The 18757-nt window shown below is 68.9% G+C and carries 18 protein-coding genes; 2 read left to right on the top strand and 16 right to left on the bottom strand.

The genetic code is table 11. The annotated features are described in order from the left end of the window. Positions 1 to 203 precede the first annotated feature (203 nt). The 10 genes from ACSQ1W_RS10685 to ACSQ1W_RS10640 all read right to left on the bottom strand — a co-directional run bounded on the left by ACSQ1W_RS10685 (position 204) and on the right by ACSQ1W_RS10640 (position 7727). Positions 204 to 1223, bottom strand: a complete 1020-nt coding sequence (locus ACSQ1W_RS10685; RefSeq protein WP_436043391.1) for a tetratricopeptide repeat protein — start codon at positions 1221 to 1223, stop codon at positions 204 to 206. After that, positions 1223 to 1633 (bottom strand): cytochrome c-type biogenesis protein, encoded by a 411-nt coding sequence (locus ACSQ1W_RS10680; protein ID WP_436043390.1) that lies wholly within the window; start codon positions 1631 to 1633, stop codon positions 1223 to 1225. Before ACSQ1W_RS10680 ends, ACSQ1W_RS10685 begins: the two co-directional genes overlap by 1 nt. 116 nt (positions 1634 to 1749) lie before the next feature. Beyond that, the gene (locus ACSQ1W_RS10675) at positions 1750 to 2346 is read right to left on the bottom strand and encodes a DsbE family thiol:disulfide interchange protein (protein WP_436043388.1); all 597 of its coding nucleotides are present in this window, start codon (positions 2344 to 2346) and stop codon (positions 1750 to 1752) included. Then, entirely contained in the window at positions 2343 to 4283 is a 1941-nt protein-coding gene (locus ACSQ1W_RS10670; protein WP_436043386.1) for a heme lyase CcmF/NrfE family subunit, read from the bottom strand. Before ACSQ1W_RS10670 ends, ACSQ1W_RS10675 begins: the two co-directional genes overlap by 4 nt. A 102-nt stretch (positions 4284 to 4385) precedes the next feature. Further along, on the bottom strand, positions 4386 to 4847 hold the full coding sequence (gene ccmE / locus ACSQ1W_RS10665; protein ID WP_436043384.1) for a cytochrome c maturation protein CcmE: 462 nt from the start codon (positions 4845 to 4847) through the stop codon (positions 4386 to 4388). 3 nt (positions 4848 to 4850) lie between these two features. Then, a complete protein-coding gene (ccmD, locus tag ACSQ1W_RS10660) occupies positions 4851 to 5018 on the bottom strand; it encodes a heme exporter protein CcmD (RefSeq protein WP_436043383.1) in 168 nt (55 codons plus the stop codon). After that, positions 5015 to 5773, bottom strand: a complete 759-nt coding sequence (locus tag ACSQ1W_RS10655; RefSeq protein ID WP_192271539.1) for a heme ABC transporter permease — start codon at positions 5771 to 5773, stop codon at positions 5015 to 5017. Before ACSQ1W_RS10655 ends, ccmD begins: the two co-directional genes overlap by 4 nt. A gap of 13 nt (positions 5774 to 5786) precedes the next feature. After that, a complete protein-coding gene (gene ccmB / locus ACSQ1W_RS10650) occupies positions 5787 to 6473 on the bottom strand; it encodes a heme exporter protein CcmB (protein WP_192271537.1) in 687 nt (228 codons plus the stop codon). Further along, the gene (gene ccmA / locus ACSQ1W_RS10645; RefSeq protein WP_192271536.1) at positions 6470 to 7114 is read right to left on the bottom strand and encodes a heme ABC exporter ATP-binding protein CcmA; all 645 of its coding nucleotides are present in this window, start codon (positions 7112 to 7114) and stop codon (positions 6470 to 6472) included. The genes ccmB and ccmA overlap by 4 nt, the downstream gene beginning before the upstream one ends. 106 nt (positions 7115 to 7220) lie before the next feature. Next, the gene (locus ACSQ1W_RS10640; protein ID WP_436043381.1) at positions 7221 to 7727 is read right to left on the bottom strand and encodes a DUF3293 domain-containing protein; all 507 of its coding nucleotides are present in this window, start codon (positions 7725 to 7727) and stop codon (positions 7221 to 7223) included. 70 nt (positions 7728 to 7797) lie between these two features. On the opposite strand from ACSQ1W_RS10640, the gene ACSQ1W_RS10635 reads away from it, so the two are divergent. Both ACSQ1W_RS10635 and ACSQ1W_RS10630 read left to right on the top strand, forming a co-directional pair. After that, entirely contained in the window at positions 7798 to 8949 is a 1152-nt protein-coding gene (locus ACSQ1W_RS10635) for a pyridoxal phosphate-dependent aminotransferase (protein ID WP_436043379.1), read from the top strand. Then, the gene (locus ACSQ1W_RS10630; RefSeq protein ID WP_436043377.1) at positions 8949 to 9764 is read left to right on the top strand and encodes an amidohydrolase; all 816 of its coding nucleotides are present in this window, start codon (positions 8949 to 8951) and stop codon (positions 9762 to 9764) included. Before ACSQ1W_RS10635 ends, ACSQ1W_RS10630 begins: the two co-directional genes overlap by 1 nt. 771 nt (positions 9765 to 10535) lie before the next feature. Here ACSQ1W_RS10630 and ACSQ1W_RS10625 read toward each other — a convergent pair. The 6 genes from ACSQ1W_RS10625 to ACSQ1W_RS10600 are packed head-to-tail and all read right to left on the bottom strand — an operon-like array spanning position 10536 to position 18741. Further along, positions 10536 to 10985, bottom strand: coding sequence for a PaaI family thioesterase (locus tag ACSQ1W_RS10625; protein WP_436043375.1), 450 nt, complete (start codon positions 10983 to 10985; stop codon positions 10536 to 10538). Next, entirely contained in the window at positions 10982 to 11359 is a 378-nt protein-coding gene (locus ACSQ1W_RS10620; protein ID WP_436043374.1) for a hypothetical protein, read from the bottom strand. Before ACSQ1W_RS10620 ends, ACSQ1W_RS10625 begins: the two co-directional genes overlap by 4 nt. 8 nt (positions 11360 to 11367) lie before the next feature. Further along, positions 11368 to 12576 carry a PQQ-dependent sugar dehydrogenase gene (locus ACSQ1W_RS10615; protein ID WP_436043372.1) on the bottom strand — a complete coding sequence of 403 codons (1209 nt, stop codon included), beginning with the start codon at positions 12574 to 12576 and terminating at the stop codon, positions 11368 to 11370. Positions 12577 to 12601: 25 nt separating this feature from the next. Further along, positions 12602 to 14476 (bottom strand): ABC transporter ATP-binding protein, encoded by a 1875-nt coding sequence (locus tag ACSQ1W_RS10610; protein ID WP_436043370.1) that lies wholly within the window; start codon positions 14474 to 14476, stop codon positions 12602 to 12604. 54 nt (positions 14477 to 14530) lie between these two features. After that, complete coding sequence (locus ACSQ1W_RS10605; protein WP_436043369.1) at positions 14531 to 15631, bottom strand: efflux RND transporter periplasmic adaptor subunit; 1101 nt, start codon at positions 15629 to 15631, stop codon at positions 14531 to 14533. A gap of 20 nt (positions 15632 to 15651) precedes the next feature. Further along, the gene (locus ACSQ1W_RS10600; RefSeq protein WP_436043367.1) at positions 15652 to 18741 is read right to left on the bottom strand and encodes an efflux RND transporter permease subunit; all 3090 of its coding nucleotides are present in this window, start codon (positions 18739 to 18741) and stop codon (positions 15652 to 15654) included. Between the last annotated feature and the right edge of the window lie 16 nt (positions 18742 to 18757).

Genomic DNA, 18757 nt, shown 5'->3' with positions numbered 1-18757 from the left:
ACGACGACCCGCGCGCGATGTCGGGTCGACACCCCTCGCCCTGCGCAGCGGGGAGAGGGTGCCGAAGGCGGGTGAGGGGCGAACGGAGACGGGAGGGATCGGCGGATGTATCGGCACCGCGCACGGTCCCTCATCCGCCCTCCGGGCACCTTCTCCCCGCTCCGCAGGGAGAAGGAGCTAGACCAAGCAGGCGATGACGCGCCTTACGGCACCACGCGATCGATCGTCAGCGTGTAAGTCTTGCCGGCGTTGACGTCGGCGGTGACGGCGTCGGCTTCCAGGTCGCCGGACTGCGCGGCCGGACCGCTGCCCTTGGCGACGCGGGCGACCAGCTGCACCTGCGGCAGCTGAGACAGCTTCAGCGTCGGCATCGGGCTGTCGCCATCGCTGAGCGGCACGGTCACGGGGAAGGCGGACACCGGCAGGCGCTTGGCGGCGACCGGCATCGGCGGGCCGCCCATCTGGCGGGCGAACACGAACAGCGTGTCGTCGGGCGCCAACTTGCTCTTCAGCGCGGGCGCCAGGTCCACGGTCACCGTAAGCAGCGCAGGCGCGGCATCCGCGGCGGGTGCGGGTGCCGTCTCCGCCAGCGGCGGCAGGCCCGCCTCGGCGCGGGCTTCGTTGATCTGCGTGCGCAGGGTCGCGGCGGTGTTGGGATCGACCTTGGCCAGCAGCGGCTCCCAGGTCTTCGCGGCGTCGGCGTGCTTGCCTTCCTGACGTTGCGCCAGGCCGACGAACCACAGCGCGCGCTGGTGGTCGGGATTGATGGCGATGGCCTTGTCCAGCAGGTCGATCGCCTCGGCATCGAGCTTGCGCTCGGGATTGGCGAACAGCCGGGCCTGTGCGGCTTCGACCAGCAGGTCGGCATCGGTGGGCAGCAGCTGTACCGCGCGTTCGAACGCCTTCTGCGCATCGCCGTAGCGCTGCAGCGCGGCGTACGACTTGCCGAGCAGGCGCCAGCCTTCGGGTTCGTTCGGCTGTTTCTTGAGTTCGGCTTCCAGCTGCGCGACGGCTTCGTCCAGCGTGGCGGGCATGCCGGCGGTCGTGGCTTGCGGCTCCAGCGCGGCGGGCGTGCCGACCACGCGGTACAGCGCGAACGTGGCGATGCCGAGCGTCGCCACGCCGGCGATCACCAGGCCACGCGCCTCGCGCCACAACGGCCACAGCACGGCCAGCAGCACGGCCAGGGACAGCACGATGGCGAGGATCACGAAGGGGGTCATCACCACTCCTGGTCGGTGTCGTCGGTGGCGGGTGCGGGCTGTCGCGCGCGCTTGGCCACGATGCGGCCGACCCACACGCCGCCTGCCAGCAGCAGGAACAGCGGGCCGAACCAGAGGATGTAGGTGCCGGGTGCGACGTCGGGCTTGTACAGCACGAATTCGCCGTAGCGGTCGACCAGGAACTGCTTCACCTGCGCGTCGTTCTTGCCCTGGCGCATCAGGTCCAGCACTTCGCGGCGCAGGTCGTGCGCGATCTGCGCGTTGGAGTCGGCCAGCGACTGGTTCTGGCACATCACGCAGCGCAGTTCCGCGGTGAGCGTGTGGAAGCGTGCTTCCTCCGCCGCGTCGGTGAACTGCAGCGGGGTGGGGTCGCTGGCCTGCGCGAACGCAGCGAAGCTACAGGCAGCCAAGCATAACGCGAGCAACCACCGTAGAGCCGAGCTTGCTCGGCTGTTCTTCGTTCCGGCATCGCGTAGCCGAGCAAGCTCGGCGGCTCTACGGTGGAGCACTGATGTCGGGAATGCGCTCATTGGTCGGCTTCGATCTTGTCCAGCGCCGGGATCAGCTGGTGGTCGATGATGGCCTGGTCGATCGCGCCGACGTGCTTCCAGCGGATTACGCCGTTGCCGTCGACGAGGAAGGTTTCCGGCGCACCGTAGATGCCCCAGTCGATCGCGGTGCGGCCCTCAAGGTCGGCAACCACCATCATGTAGGGATTGCCGAACTGGTCCAGCCAGCGCAGCGCGTCCTCGCGTTCGTCCTTGAGGTTGTAGCCGATGAAGCGCACGCGCTTGGTCAGCGCGAACTGGGTGAGGATGGGGTGCTCGACGCGGCACTCCGGGCACCAGCTGCCCCACACGTTCATCACGTAGGGCTGGCCGGCGAGGTCGGCGTTGGTGACGCGTTTGGCGGGGTCGTGCAGCAGCGGCAGGTCGAACGCGGGTGCGGGCTTGCCGATCAGCGGCGACGGCAGCGCATCGCGACCGGCGCGGTCGGACTGCGACACGCCGTAGTACAGCAGGCCCATCAGGCCGACGAAGAACAGGCCGATGATGACCAGCGCGAACGTCAGTGCGCCACGCGAGCGCGGCGGCGAGGGTGGGAGTTCGGAAGCGTTGTTCATGCGGGACGCGCCTCGGCTTTCTTGTGGTTCCGGAACCGGCGGTCGGCGGCGGTGACGAAGCCGCCCAGCGCCATCAGCGCGGCGCCGAGCCAGATCCAGCGGATGAAGGGTTTGATGTGCACGCGCAGCGCCCACGCCCCGTTGCCGAGCGGCTCGCCGATGGCGACGAACACATCGCCCAGAAACCCCGGTTTGATGCCGGCCTCGGTCATCACCTGGCCGCCGCTGGCGTAGGCACGCTTCTCCGGGTGCAGCAGAACCACCGGCTTGCCATCGCGCAGCACCTGCACGTGGCCGCGGTCGGACAGGTAGTTGGGGCCCTGGGTTTCATCGACGCCCTGGAAGTGGAAGCCCCAGCGGCCGACCTCGACGGTCTGGCCGGGCTTCACCGCCAGTTCGCGCTGCACGTTCAGCGCTTCCACCAGCAGCGCACCGACCAGGAACACCGCGATGCCGGTATGCGCCAGCGTCATGCCGAGCATTTCCGGGGTGAAGCGGCCGTTGGCGCGCAGGCGCTGCCAGATGAAGCGCAGCGTGCCCAGCCCGACCCAGGCCGCGCCCAGGATGCCGGCGGCGGCCTTCAGCTTGCCCTGCGGCGCCATGAAGTACGCGATGGCGGCGAGCACGAGCGCCAGGCCGGCCCATGGCAGCAGCATTGCCATCAGCTTGCCGGGCGTGTCGCGCTGCCATTTGGTGAGGGGCCCGAACGGCACCAGCGCCACCAGCGGCGCCATCAGCACGATGAAGAGCAGGCTGAAGTACGGCGGGCCGACCGAGATCTTGCCCAGGTCCAATGCATCGGCGATCAGCGGGTACAGCGTGCCCAGCAGCACCATCGCGCAGGCCGCGGTCAGCAGCAGGTTGTTGGCCAGCAGCAGCGTCTCGCGCGAGCTGGCGGAGAAGTAGCGCTTCTCGCCGTCGGCATCGGCCAGTTGCGGTGCGCGCAGCGCGTACAGCAGGAGCGAGCTGCCGATGACGATGCCGAGGAAGATCAGGATGAACACACCGCGGGTGGGATCGGCAGCAAAGGCGTGCACGCTGGTGATCACGCCCGAGCGCACCAGGAACGTGCCGAGCAGCGACAGCGAGAACGCGGCGATGGCCAGCAGCAGGGTCCAGCCGCGGAACACGCCGCGCTTCTCGGTGACCGCCTGCGAATGGATCAGCGCGGCACCGACCAGCCATGGCATGAAGCTGGCGTTCTCGACCGGATCCCAGAACCACCAGCCGCCCCAGCCCAGTTCGTAGTACGCCCACCAGCTGCCCAGCGCGATGCCCAGGGTCAGGAAGCCCCAGGCGACGTTCGTCCACGGCCGCGTCCAGCGCAGCCAGCGCGCATCCACATGGCCATCCAGCAGCGCGGCGATGGCGAAGGCGAACGGCACCACGAAGCCCACGTAGCCCACGTACAGCAGCGGCGGATGGATGATCATCCCCGGGTCCTGCAGCAGCGGATTGAGGTCGCGGCCTTCGCCGGGCGAGGGCAGCAGGCGGACGAACGGGTTGGAGGTGAAGATCAGGAAGGCGAGGAAGCCGACCGTGACCACGCCCATCACGCCCAGCACGCGCGCCATCACCACCTCGGGCAGGCTGCGCGAGAACAGCGCCACCGCGCCGGTCCACAGCGCCAGCACCAGCGCCCACAGCAGCAGCGAGCCTTCGTGCGACCCCCACACCGCGGTGTAGCGGTAGACCATGGGCAGCAGGGAATTGGAGTTGCCGGCTACGTACTTGACCGAGAAGTCCTGCTGCACGAAGGCCGCGGTCAGCGCGATGAAGGCCAACGTCAACAGCCACACCTGCGCGTAGGCGGCGGGGCGCGCCACCTCCATCCAGGCGGCCTTGTTGCGGTGTGCGCCGGCCAGCGGCAACACCGACTGCAGGATGGCGACGAGCAGCGCCAGGATCAGCGCGATTTGTCCGATTTCAGGGAGCATCAGAAGTCCATTGCCTCGTCCCGGAGCGGGAGTGGGTGAAAACGCAGATCGGGCGAGCAGCGTGGCCGATGCCCAGGCGCAGGCGCGGGACAGGCGCGACGATCAATACGCCGACTCCGCAGGCGCGGCCGGCACGTCGTGCTTCTGGTGCGCCTTGCCCATCTTGTCGGCGACTTCCTTCGGCATGTAGGCCTCGTCGTGCTTGGCCAGCACGTCGGTGGCGACGAACACGCCGTCCTGCATCGAGCCGGTGGCGACCACGGCCTGCCCCTCGCGGAACAGGTCGGGCAGGATCTTGTCGTAGCGCACGGTCAGCTGCGCATCGCCGTCGGTGACGCCGAACTGCGAGGTCAGGGAACCGGGTTCGCGCTTGAACGAGCCTTTTTCCACCATGCCGCCGAGGCGGAAACGGGATTCGCCGGCTTCGCCACGCAGCACTTCGGCCGGGGTGTACAGGTAGGCCACGTTGCGTTGCAGCGCCATCGCGATCAGCGTGGTGGCGATGCCGGCCACCACGACGGCGAGCAGCACGAACAGCAGGCGGCGGCGGCGCACGGGATTCATCGGTCAGCGTTCCAGGTCGACGGGGGCGGCGCTGCGGCGCGCATCGCGCGCCACGCGCTGGCGGACGGCGCGCAGTTCGCGGCGCACCTGCAGGCGCGGGGCCAGGAAGTCCCAGCCCAGCACGACGGCGAACACGGCGTAGGCGCCGATGACGTATTCGAGGTAGCTCACGGTGTGGCCTCCTTCGCGGCGGCGAGCTTCGCCACCCAGTCCTTGCCGGATTCACGGCGCAGGTTGTCGGCGCGCGCGCGTGCCAGCAGCGAACCGGCGAACCAGAACTTGGTGGCGACCACCATCAGCACCAGCGGCAGGATCATGCTGTCGTCCATGCTGGACTCGCCGAACACGCGGATCGTCTGGCCCTGGTGCAGCGAGTTCCACCACACCACCGAGTAACGGATCACCGGCAGGATCGCCACGCCGACGATGGCAAGCAGCCCGGCCGCGCGCGCGGCGTTGCGGCGGTCGTCGATGGCGCCGTACAGGCCCATCACGCCCAGGTAGAGGAACAGCAGGATCAGTTCGGTGGTCAGGCGCGGATCCCAGTCCCACCAGGTCCCCCACATCGGCTTGCCCCAGATGCTGCCGGTGGCGAGGGTGATGACGGTGAACGCAGCGCCGGTGGGCGCGCACGCCATCGCCAGGATCTCGCAGAGCTTGATGCGCCAGACCAGCGCGATGGCCGCGTAGAACGCCATCAGGCCGAACACGAACATGCTCATCCATGCGCTGGGCACGTGGATGTAGAGGATGCGGAAGCTGTCGCCCTGCTGGTAGTCGGCCGGCACCACGAACAGCGCCTGCCACAGGCCCAGCCCGAGCAGTACCACCGCCGCCAGGTAGCACCACGGCGTCCAGCGCGCCGCGAAGCGGTCGAAGTAGGGCGGTGAACCAAGTTGGTGGAACCAGCGGACGAGAGGATTCATGCGGCGGCGGTCTTCAGGTCAGGGCGATGCGGATCGCCGCCGCGGCGGCCAGCGGCGCCAGCAGCAGCGAGAGCAACAGGCCGGCGGCCAGCCAGAGGAGGGCGCCGGAGGCATCCAGCCCTTGTGCGCTGGCGGCGACGGCACCCGCGCCGAACACCAGCACGGGCACGTAGAGCGGCAGCGCCAGCAGGGCCACAAGGATACCAGAGCGCCTCATGCCGACCGTCAGCGCCGCGACCACCGCACCCAGCAGGCTCAACAGCGGCGTGCCCAGTGCGAGCGTGGCCAGCAGCATCGGCAGTTCGCTGCGCGGCAGGTGCAGCATCTCGCCGAGCAGCGGTGCGGCGAGCACCAGCGGCAGTGCGGTGGTGGCCCAGTGCGTCAGCACGCGCACCAGCACCAGCCAGGCCAGCGGCACTGGCGCGAGGATCCACTGTTCGAGCGAACCGTCCTCGGCATCGCCACGGAACAGCGTGTCCAGCGACAGCAGGCCGGCCAGCAGCACCGCCACCCACACCACGGCCGGCGCCACCTTCGACAGCACCAGCGGCGCGGTGCCCAGGCCGAGCGCGAACAGCACGACCACCAGCAGCGCGAACAGTGCCGGTTGCAGCGCATCGCCACGGCGACGCCACAGCAGCTGCACGTCGCGCGCTACCAAGGCGCGGGCGGTCTGGAAGAGGGATGGCGCGGTGTTCATGCGGGGCGCTCCATCACCAGCATGCGCGTCTGCACCGGCGGCGCGGCATAGGCGCCGTGCGTCGTGACCAGCGCGGCGCCGCCTTCGCGCAGGTGCGCGGAGATCATCCGGTTCACCAGGGTGATGCCGTCCAGATCAAGGTTGGCGTAGGGCTCGTCCAGCAGCCACAACGGCGAGGGCGAGAGCCACAGGCGTGCCAGCGACAGGCGTTTCTTCTGGCCGGCGGAGAGCTGGCGGGCGAGGGCGTCCTCGTAGCCGGCCAGGCCGACCATCGCCAGCGCGTTGCCCGGCATCTGGCGCGCGCGACGGCCATGCAGGCCGCAGAGGAAGTTGAGGTTCTCCAGCGTGTTCAGGTCCGCCTTCAGCGCCGGCAGGTGGCCCAGGTAGGCCATCGCGTGCGCGCGGCGCGAAGGGCCGGCGGGCTGGCCATCGATGTCGATCTGGCCGGCATCGGCCCGAAGCAGGCCGGCCAGCACCCGCAGCAGGGTGGTCTTGCCGACCCCGTTGCCGCCCTGCACCAGCAGCGCCTCACCGGCGTCCACGGCGAAATCCAGCGGTCCGAACACCGGCTCGTCATTGCGCGAGAACGCCAGGGCGCGGGCGGCCAGCAACGGCGGGTGGCGGGGAGCGGCGTCGGTCATCGGATCGGGCGTTCCCGCGAGGGAGGCTGGGGTGTCCTGGAGGCTCAGCCGCCCATTCTAAACGGAGGCGCCGGTCCGGCTGCCTGCGACATACGGTCGCGGCGGCTCAGCCCACCCAGTCGGTATGCGGATCGCCATCGGCCTGCGGCGGCCGCGGCCACATCATCCGCAGGCGCACGGGTGCATCGGCGTGCCAGAACAGGGTGCCGCCCTGGCCGAATTCGCGCGCCAGGCTGTCGGCCTGCTCCAGCGTGGCGTCTAGTACCAGGCAGCCGTGTTCGACCATGCCGCCCTGGTTGTTGCAGCCCAGCGCGGGGTGGAACGCCAGCCCCAGCGTGTGCAGGCGGGCATGCAGGCGCTCCTGCGCATCGTCGTTGAGATGCCGCGGCGTGTCGCCGGGCGGGGGATTCCATGCGGTGATGAACAGATAGCGGCTGGCCATGACCTGCCGCTCGACGTCCTCGGCGGTCGTGCCGGTGCGGAACAGCCACTCCTGGCGACCGACGCTGACGAAGTAGTGCGCGGCGGCCCAGGCGGTGGCCAGCCGCGCGCGTTCCGCGTCGGGGACATCCCCGGTTCCGGTGCCATCGGCGGGAACGCTGTGTTCGGCCATGGCCGCATCATCGCGCGTAATGCCGAGCGCGTACACTCCACCTCCCCCCTCATCGAGTGCCTGACCCGGGATGTTCCAGCCCCAGACCAAGCTGCCCAAGGTGGGCACGACCATCTTCACCGTGATGTCGCAGCTGGCCGCCGAGCACGGCGCGGTCAACCTGGGGCAGGGTTTCCCCGATTTCGCGGTGCCGCCGCGGTTGGTGGACGAACTGGACGCGGCCATGCGCGCCGGGCACAACCAGTACGCGCCGATGACGGGCGTGGCGCCGCTGCGCCAGGCCATTGCCGAGAAGGTGCTGCGCTGCTACGGCCGCGAGGTGAACCCGGACACCGAGATCACCGTGACCAGCGGTGCCACCGAGGCGCTGTTCAACGCGATCCATGCGGTCGTACGTCCGGGCGAAGAGGTCATCGTGCTGGACCCGGCCTACGACAGCTACGAGCCCGCCATCGACCTGGCCGGCGCGCGTGCCGTGCACGTGCCGCTGGACCCGCAGACGTTCGCGGTGGACTGGGACCGCGTGCGTGCGGCGATCACGCCGAAAACGCGCCTGCTGATCGTCAACAGCCCGCACAACCCGTCCGGCGCGATGTTCGACGCGTCCGACATCCGCGCGCTGTCCGCGCTGCTGGAAGGCACCGGCATCTACCTGATCTCGGACGAGGTGTACGAACACATCGTCTTCGACGGCCGCCGCCACGAATCCATCCTGCGCTACCCCGAACTGGCCGCGCGCGCCTTCGTGGTGTCCAGCTTCGGCAAGACCTACCACTGCACCGGCTGGAAGATCGGCTATGCGATTGCGCCACCGGCGCTGAGCGCGGAATTCCGCAAGGTGCACCAGTACAACGTGTTCTGCACGTTCGCGCCGGCGCAGCACGCGTTCGCCGCGATGATCCGCGACGAACCCGAGCACTACGAGCAGCTGGGTGCGTTCTACCAGGAAAAGCGCGACCGTTTCCGCGAGCAGTTGCTGGGCACGAAGTTCAAACCGCTGCCGGTGCCGGGCGGTTACTTCCAGCTGGTCGACTATTCGGCGGTCAGCGACCTGCCGGATGCCGAGTTCGTGAAGTGGCTGACCATCGAGCATGGCGTCACTGCCATTCCGCTGTCGCCGTTCTACGAGACTCCGCCGGCCGGCCAGCGCCTGGCGCGCCTGTGCTTCGCCAAGAACGACGCGACGCTGGATGCGGCTATCGAACGCTTGAAGACGCTGTGATGAGCGAGTCCGGTCCGGCGAAGGATCTCCGCATTTCCCTCGTCCAGGGAGAAACCCGCTGGCACGATCCGGCGGGCAACCGCGATTACTACGGCGGCCTGATCGCGCCGCTGGCCGGGCAGACCGATCTGGTGATCCTGCCGGAGACGTTCACCAGCGGCTTCAGCAACGAGGCCATCGACCAGGCCGAAGGCATGGACGGCCCGACGATCACGTGGATCCGCGAACAGGCGGCGAAGCTCGATGCGGCAGTCACCGGCAGCGTGCAACTGCGCACGGCGGAGGGCGTGTTCAACCGCCTGCTGTTCGCGACGCCGGATGGTGGGTTGCAGTATTACGACAAGCGCCATCTGTTCCGTTACGCCAATGAGCACAAGCGCTATGCCGCCGGTCGTGATCGGCTGACGGTGGAATGGAAAGGTTGGCGGATCAATCCGCTGGTCTGCTACGACCTGCGCTTCCCGGTATTCGCGCGCAACCGCTACGACGTCGAGCGCCCCGGGCAACTCGACTTCGATCTGCAACTCTTCGTCGCCAACTGGCCAGCGCCGCGCGCGTACCCGTGGAAGACGCTTCTGCGCGCACGCGCGATCGAGAATCTGTGCTACGTGGCGGCGGTCAATCGTGCGGGCACGGATGGCAACGGGCATGAGTACAGCGGCGACAGCGCGGTGATCGACATGCTCGGACAGCCGGTGGTGGAGTTGCCGGCGGGCGAGGGCGTGACGACGACGACGATCTCGGCCGAGGCGCTGGCGGCGCACCGGGAACGGTTCCCCGCGATGCTGGATGGGGACCGGTTCGAGTGGCGTTGAGCTGTTGAGCCCCTCTCCCTGCGGGAGAGGGGTTGGGGTGAGGGGCGACGAAGCCCGTTTCTTCAGGTTGCTCCGCCTGGCACAACATCCACGATGTCGTTGGTTTGACGGCCTTGCGGGATGGGTCTTCTTTTTCAGGCATGGCGCCGCTCGCCGCGGGGGCGTCCCTTTCTTTGCTCTTGCAAAGAAAGGAACCAAAGAAACACGCCCCAGGCGGCACGCCCTGCGCTTCGCTTCGGGTCCGCGAGCGGGTCGGGAATTTCCGTAAGGCACATCCATGTGCCATACGGAAACGCCGTCATCCATGACGGCGCCCTTCGGGTTTTACCCGCCCCACTCACCGTGCCTCATGGGGAACCTGAAAAGCCAGATCAAAGGCGTGCACCCAGGATCTGTCCGTGTCTGCTTTCGGGGGCCCTGAGGTCCGGCAGTCACGGTGCGTAAAACCCGAAGGGCGGCGCACAAGGATGTGCGCCGTTTTCGTACAGGGCAGGATGCCCTGCACGAAAATTCGCGACGGGACTGCGCACCCGCCGCATGGCGGCGGGCGGACCGCCGGGGTGTGCTTTCTTTGCCTACTTTCTTTGCACAAGCAAAGAAAGTAGGGCCCCCGCGGCGAGCGGCACCATGCATCCAGAGAGAAAGTCCATCCCACAAGGCCGTGAAACCCAAGCCAATCGCGGGTGTGGTCGATGCCAGGAATCGGAGAGGGAAGGGACTTCGTTGCCCCTCACCCCAACCCCTCCCCCGGTGGGAGAGGGCTCAAACGGATCAGTCGCCTTTCTGCGGCAGGATCTGGCATACCGCCTGGCACATCACCAGCACGCGTCCCGCGTCATCGCGCACTTCGCCGGCGAGGAACAACTGGTTGCGCGTGCGCTCCACCAACTTTGCATGGCAGATGATGTGCGGCATTTCCGGCGTGACCGGCCGCAGGTACTGCGTGTTGAGCGACGTCGTCACGCTCGGCGGCGCGATCAGGTACGAGAACGGGCCCAGCGTGTTGTCCAGCGCGGCCACGATGAAGCCGCCTTGCATGTGCCCGATCGGATTCTGGTAACGCGGCAGTACCGGGAACCGCATCGCCAGCGACTGGCCTTCCACGTACTCGACCGGTTCGCCCTGCATGTCGAGCAGGCAGGGCGGCGGGATCTGCAGCGGTGCGCCGGCGGGCAGCCGGGCGCGCAGGAGCGCATTGATGTCGGCGGTCGTGTCGCTCATCGGGTAAAACTCAGCTCGAACGAAGTGAAGAACGGTGCGCGCGGCGGCGCCGACAGCGCGCTGCCGGCGATCTGCTTCTGCACGCAGATCGCCAGCGGCGTGCTGCCTTCGCGCCAGGTGCGCACCACCTTGCCGGTGGCATCGAGTTCCGCCACCACCACGAACGGCGACGTATCCGCCGTGGGCGTAGCGCAGCCGGCGATGGCGGCGTCCAGCGCAGCGCCCTGTGCGTCGCGCATGGCGCTGGCGGCAGCGGCGGGCAGCGAGGCCTCGTCCGCGTCTGCCCGGGCCTTGGCTTCCGCGTAGTCGATGGGCGATTGCGCATGCGCCAGCGATGCGCAGCACAGGGCGCTGGCGAACAGGAGGCGTCGCATCGCCGTACTCACGGCGCCTGCGGCGGTTCGATGCGCCAGACCTTGCCGTCGTCCTCGTCGGTGACGACATAGACGCTGCCGTCGGCGGCCACGCGCACATCGCGCACGCGTTCGCCGATCTCGTTGAGCAGGCGTTCTTCGCCCAGGATCTTGTCGCCGTCCAGGGTCAGCCGGATCAGGTTGCGTTCGGCCAGTGCGCCGACGAACAGGCTGTCGTTCCACGGACTGTCGGGCTTGCCGACGAGGAACGCCATGCCGGAAACACCCGGCGATTTCTCCCACAGGTGATAGGGCTGTTCCATACCCGCCTTCACCTTGCCTTCGGCTTCGGGAATCGGCTGGCCCGAGTAGTTGATGCCGTAGGTGATGGTGGGCCAGCCGTAGTTCTTGCCGGCTTCGGGCAGGTTGATCTCGTCGCCGCCGCGCGGGCCGTGCTCGTTCTGCCACAGCTTGCCGGTACGGGGGTCGCGCGCCATGCCCTGCATGTTGCGGTGGCCGTAACTGTAGATCTCGGGGCGCACGCCCTTGCGACCGACGAAGGGATTGTCCTGCGGCACGCTGCCGTCCAGGTTCAGGCGCACCAGCTTGCCCTGCAGCTTGTCCAGTTCCTGTGCGGTCGGACGGTGATTGCGCTCGCCCTGGCTGATGAAGAGATGACCCGCGTCGTCGAACACGAGGCGCGAACCGAAATGGTTGGGGCCTTCGAGCTTGGGTTCCTGGCGGTAGATGACCTTGACGTCCGCCAGCGTGTCGCCCGACAGCGTGCCGTAAGCGACGGCGGTGCCCGCCGTGCCGCCGCTGCCCGCCTCCGCGTAACTCAGGTAGATGCGCTGGCTGCTGGCGAAGTCGGGTGCGAGCACGACATCGAGCAGTCCGCCCTGGCCGGTGGCGTATACCGCGGGCACGCCTTTGATCGGAGCGGACACCGCGCCATCGGCACCGACGCGGCGCAACTGGCCGCTGCGCTCGGTGACCAGCAGCGCGCCATCGGGCAGGAACGCCAGGCTCCACGGATAGTCGAGGCCGCTCGCCACGCGGGTCACGCGGATCTGGCCCTTGGCGCTGGCCAGCATCTGCGACGGCTGGCTGGCCGGGGCGGCCTGTGCGGCGGCGGGTGTGGCGCCCTTGGCGGTGTCGCCGCTGGCGGAGGAATCGCAGGCGGCCAACGGCAGCGCGAGGAGGAGGGCGGTGGCGAGTCGATGGTGGGCGTTGCGCAACGTCGTGTCTCCTGTGGGGGAAAAATCAGCGGTAACCCGCGGCCTGCAGTTCGAACAGTTCGGCGTAACGGCCGCCGGCGGCCATGAGTTGTTCGTGGGTGCCGCTGGCTTCCAGGCGGCCCTGGTCGAGGACCAGGATGCGGTCGGCCATGCGGACGCTGGAGAAGCGGTGCGAAATGAGCACCGCGGTCCGATTGTCCGACAATTCCTTGAAGCGTTGGAAGACCTCGAACTCCGAACGCGCGTCGAGGGCGGCCGTCGGTTCATCCAGGATCATCACCTGCGCATCGCGCATGTAGGCGCGCGCGATGGCGATCTTCTGCCATTGACCGCCGGACAGATCCACGCTGTTCTTGAAACGGCGGCCCACCATCTGGTCGTAACCGCGCGGCAGGCCGTCGATCACCTTGTCGGCCATCGCGCGCGCGGCGGCGGCGCGGATGCGCGCCTGGTCCTGCATCGCCTCGATGCGGCCCACGCCGATGTTCTCGCCGGCGGTGAGGTGGTAGCGCACGAAGTCCTGGAAGATCACGCCGATGTTGGCGCGCAGGTCGTCGATGTCGTATTCGCGCAGGTCGCGCCCGTCCAGCAGGATGCGGCCTTCGTCCGGGTCGTACAGGCGCGCGAGCAGCTTCACCAGCGTGGTCTTGCCGGCGCCGTTCTCGCCCACCAGCGCCAGCACTTCGCCGGCCTGCAACTGGAAGTCGAGGTGGCGCACCGCCCAGCGCTCGGCATCGGGATAGCGGAAGCCGACGTTCTCGAACACGAAGCCGTGCGTGATCGGGCGCGGGATCGGCGCGGCGTTGGCGGGCGAAGCGATCTCCGGCTCGATTTCGAAGAACGAGAACAGGTCGTCCAGGTACAGTGCCTGGCCGGCGACCTGCGAGAAGCCGATCAGCAGGCCTTCCAGCAGCTGGCGCAGGCGCAGGAAGCTGCCGGCCAGGAAGGTCAGGTCGCCGATGCTGAAGTCGCCGCGCACCGTGCGCCATGCGATGTAGCCGTAGGCGACGTAGTAGCCCAGCGTGCCCAGCGCGGCGAGCACCGTGCCCCACAGCGCACGCCGGCGCGCGAGTGCCCGGTTGGCGAGGAAGAACTTGTCCGCCAGCGTGCGATAGCGCTCGATCAGGAAGCGGTGGAGGTTGAAGATCTTCACCTCTTTCGCTGTTTCCACGCTGGCGCCCATCTGGCGCAGGTACTCCAGTTGGCGACGCTCGGGCGTCCACTGGAAATTGAGCGAATAGCCCAGCGCGTTGAAATGCGCCTCGCCGACGAAGGCCGGGATCAGCGCCAGTGCCAGCAGCGCGATCAGCCACGGGGCATAGACCAGCAGGCCGGCAGCGAAGGCGACCACGGTGATCGCGTCCTGTACCTGGCCGAACAGCTGGCTCATCAGGTTCATCCGCCCCATCGTCTGGCGGCGGGCGCGGTCCAGCTTGTCCTGCAGGTCGGGGTCTTCGAAATCCTCCAGGTCGAGCGTGGCCGCGTGCTCCATCAGCCGTACGCTGGTCGCGTTGGTGAACAGTTCCGACAGCAGCGCGTCGGCGTAGCTCACCAGCCGGCCGAGCAGGTCGGAGCCGATGGCCAGTGCGAACTCCAGCGCCAGCAGGGTCGCCAGCGTGTCGAGCTGTCCGCTGCGCCAGGCATCGCCCAGCGAGCCGAAATCCAGGCCCAGTCCGACCAGGCGGATGGCCTCGTCGATGATCAGCTTCGCGATGTACAGCGTGACCACCGGCATGAACGCCCGCAGCAGGCGCAGGCCGAGACTGGCCAGCGTCAGCGGGCGGCTGGTCTGCCAGATCTGGCGCAGGAACGGGCCGAGGTTGCGCATCGCATCGAAGCGCTCGCGCAGGTTGGGCGTGGGATTGCGTGCGGGCGCGGCGTGCGGGGAGGGCGACGGCATGCCCGGATTGTGCCCGTTTGCGGCGTCGCCGTCAGTGAAGGCACGGGGCCCGCGTCAGCGCATCGCCACCGTCGGGCCGAGCGGCTGGATGTCGAGCGATTGTCCGGGCTCGATGCGTTCGCCACCGCGCACAATCAGGCGGTCGCCTGCGGCGACTTCGCCGCTGACTTCGACCAGTCCATCCAGTTCGGCACCGGTCTTCACCGGCACGCGCTCGGCCTTGCCGGCCGTGTCCACGCGCATGACGAAGTCGCCCTCGCGGCGCAGGACCACCGCATCGCGCGGCACCGCGACCACCATGCGCGTTTCCGCGCTGGGCAGGCCCACGTCCACGGCGGTGCCGACCGGGATGTCCAGGCCCTGCACGGCGATCCGCAGTTCCAGCTGGCGCGAGGCTTCGTCGCCCACGGGGACCAGCGCGCTGACGGGATAGGTGCCTTCTCCGCCCGCGCTGCGTACGCGCACTTCGGTGCCGGTGCCGAGATGGCGGGCGAGGTCGACCGGTGCGCGCACACGCACTTCCTGTGCGCCGGTGTCCACCAGCCGCGCCACCGAGCCGCCGGTGATCAGGTACTCGCCCAGTTGCGTGTGGCGCTCGGCGACGATGCCGTCGAAGGGCGCGCGCACGACCATCTGCGTGCGCTGGTGGCGCGTCTGCGCGAGTTGCGCCAGCACGCGCGCGCGCTCCTGCGCCAGCACATCGCGGTCGGCGCGCAACTGTTCGTACTGCGCGCGGGCGATGTTCTGCTGCGCGGCGAGTTGCGCGTAGCGCTGCTCCTGCCGGTTTGCCAGCGCCAGCTGCGCCTGGATGCGGGCGAGGTCTGCCTGGCCTTCCTGTTCGCGAAGCCGCAGGGCGGTATCGTCCAGCACGGCCAGTGCCTGTCCCTTGCGCACCCGCTGGCCGACCTCGGCCACCTCGACGACGCGACCGTCCTGTTCGCTGGCCACGCGGGCATCGCGGCGGCTGACGATACTGCCCGGCGACCAGTGCCGCGGCGCGAACGCGGTACTGACGGCGGGTGCGACGCTGACGATGGCAGGCGGCGCGTCGGCCTTGTCGGCAGGCGCGCTGGCATCGGCGTCCAGTTTCACCAGGGGGAGGGCGAGGACGCCGGCCAGCGCAGAGGCGATCAGCAGTTTGGGCAGGGGACGCATGGGATTCTCCGGAGGAGGGGTCAGGAAACAGCAGGGGAAAGGGCGGCGTCGGCATCGCGTGCCGGACGTGGCGTGCGCTCGCCGGCCAACCGGAGCAGCGCGGGCACCAGGACGACGGTGAACAGCAGGCTCAGCGCCACGCCGCCGACGGACACCGCGGCCAGCCCGCGGTAGATCACCGCGCCCGGGCCAGGGTTGATCGCCATCGGCAGCGCGCCGAGGACACCAGTGAGAGCGGCGATCAGGATCGGCCGCAGGCGCTGGTCCAGCGCCTGCTTCAGCGCGTCGTCCAGCGAAGCGCCGGCGGCCTGCGCTTCGCGGGCCTGCGCAACCAGCAGGATGGCGTTGTTGATCACCATGCCCAGCAGCATGATGAAACCGATCATCGACAGCAGGTCCAGCGTCTGCCCGGCGGCCAGGTCGAGCACGCGCAGGCCCGCGACGCCGCCCAGCACCGCCATCGGCAGTGTGGCCATGACGAACGCGCTGTCGCGCAGCGACTTGAACATCGCCGCCATCAGCATGAACAGCACGACCAGTGCCAGCACGAAGTTCATGCCCATGCTGCGCACCACTTCGCCCAGCCGGTCCGCGCTGCCGGAGATGCGGATGGCGGCGTCGGGTGGCAGTGCGTCGCGCAGCGACGGCACGATTTCGTCGTTGACGATGTCCAGCGCCTCCTCCAGCGACATCGCCGCGGGCGGGTCGACCGTCAGCGTCACCGTGCGGCGGCGGTCGATGCGGCGCAGCTGGTTCGGTGCCAGCACGGTGTCCACCTGTGCGAGCGAGGCCAGGCCCAGCACGCCGCCCTGAGGCGTCGCCAGCGGCGCGGCGCCGAGGCGTTCGACGTCATCGCCGCGGTTGCTGCGCAGGATGATGGCCAGGCGGCGGTCGCCGTCGAAGTACTCGCCCAGCCATTGGCCATCGCCGAGCACGCGCACCACGGTCCCGAGTTCCGGACGACGCCAGCCGACTTCGGCCAGCCGGCGGTCGTCGGGCCGGATGCGCAGTTCGGGCGTGCCCGCGTCCGCATTCGGCCATGCCTGCACGTTGGCGCCGGCGAACCGCTCGGACAGCAGCTTGCGTCCGGCTTCTGCCGCACGCGTCAGTGCGTCGCCGTCGCCGTGCTGCAGGTGGATGGCGATGGCGCGGGCCGAACCCCCGAAGCTGCCGAACAGTTCGCCTTCGCTGGCGAACGCGCGCGTGTCCGGGAAGCCGACGACGATCTCGTCGCGGACGATGCGTTCCAGTTCGCCGATGTCGTCCGGGTCCACCACGCGCGCGCCCAGCGAGCCGCCGCCCGGCCACACGTTGAGGTACCAGTTGCTGAGCTGCGGGCCCTTCTCGCCGTCCATGTAGGGGCGCATGCGTTCCAGGATGACCGGCGCGATCTCGCGGTTGACGCGTTCCGGGCTCATGCCGGGCGGGAAGTTGAAGAACGCATCGACCGCGGCACGCTTCACTGGCGGCAGGTAGTCGATCTGCGGCATCAGCAGGGCGGCAAGCAGCGCCGGCGCCAGCACCAGGCCGCCCACCCACGCCCACTGGCGCTTGCGGCCTTCGGTCACGCGCAGCGCCCAGTCGCTGATGCGCGACCAGGCGCGATGCTGGGCGACGTCGCCCGGGCGCGTGCGCAGCCAGCTGCCGGCGGCCGCCGGCAGTACGGTGACCGCGACCAGCAACGAAATGCCCACGGCGATGGAAATCGTCAGCGCGAGGTCGGCGAACAGCTGGCCTTCCACATCGTCCATGAAGATCACCGGCAGGAACACCGCCACGGTGGTCAGCGTGGATGCCACCAGCGCGCCGCCAACCTGCCGGGTGCCTTCCAGCGCCGCCCGTGTCGCTGGCATCCCTTCCTCGCGCAGGCGGACGATGTTCTCGGCCACCACGACAGCCGCGTCCATCACCATGCCCACGGCGAATGCCAGGCCGGCCAGCGAGATGACATTGAGGCTGCGGCCGGTCAGCTGCAGCACGATGAAGGTGGCGAGCAGCGAGATGGGAATCGCGCAGGCGATCAGCGCGGTGGCCCGAACATCGCGCAGGAACCACCACAGGCAGCCGATGGCGAGCAGTACGCCGGCGGTCAGGCTGCCCGACAGCAGTCCGAGCGCGCGGTTGATGAACACGGAAGCATCGAAGCTTTGCGCGATGTCGAGACCGAGCGGCTTCAATTCCTCCTCGCGCACGTCGGCAACCACGCGCTTCACTTCGTCCAGCGTATCCAGCACGTTGGCGCCGCTCTCGCGCAGGATGCGCAGGCCGATCGCCGGGTTGCCGTTCTGGTAGGCGAAGAAGCGTTGCTCCGGACGCTTCACCTCGACCGCGGCCACGTCGCCCAGCCGCACCGGACGTCCGTCGCGCCAGGCCAGGATCAGGTCGCCCATGGCGTCCGGCGAATAGCGGCCCGCGAAACGCAGCACGTACTCGCGGCGGCCAGCCTCCACCACGCCGCCGGAGACGTCGGTGGCGCGCGCGGCGACGGCGGCGACATCCGGGACCTGGATGCCGAGCGCGGCGGCACGCTCCAGGTCGAGGGTGATGGTCAGCTCGTCCTCGGCGCCGCCGTTGATCTCGACGCCGGCCACGCCGTCGACGGAGGTCAGGCGCGGCACGATGCGGTCCTCGATCAGCTGCCGGTAGTCGAGGATGTCGCCGCTCGTGCCCGGCAGTTTCTGGATGAAGAAGAACGTCAACGAGTTGTTGGCGTTGTCGGCGCCGGCCTGCACGACGGGTGGGGTCGCATCGCGCGGCAGCGGCTGCAGGCGGTTCATCCGCGACAGCACTTCCACCAGCATCGCGTCCATGTCGCTGCCGACCGCGAAGGTCAGGTTGATGAAGCTGTTGCCGGCGTTGACGTTGGAAGCGATCTCTTCCAGCCCCGGCAACCCCTGCATCACGGCTTCGATGGGTTCGACGATCTCCGACTCCATTTCCTGCGGCGAGGCGGCGCGCCAGGACGTCTGGATGGACATCTGCGGACGTTCGATGTCGGGAAAGAGCTGCAGCGGCAGCTTGCCCAGGCTCATCAGGCCGAATGCGCAGACCATCGCCACGACGACCGCGACGGCGGCCGGATTGCGCAGGGAAGCGTCGGTGAGTTTCATCGTGCGGGTCCGCGTG

Source organism: Pseudoxanthomonas sp. LjRoot143 (assembly GCF_964252945.1).
Classification (GTDB): domain Bacteria; phylum Pseudomonadota; class Gammaproteobacteria; order Xanthomonadales; family Xanthomonadaceae; genus Pseudoxanthomonas_A.
The sequence above is the reverse complement of the archived record's forward strand: the minus strand, read 5'-3'. Positions and strand labels throughout refer to the sequence as shown.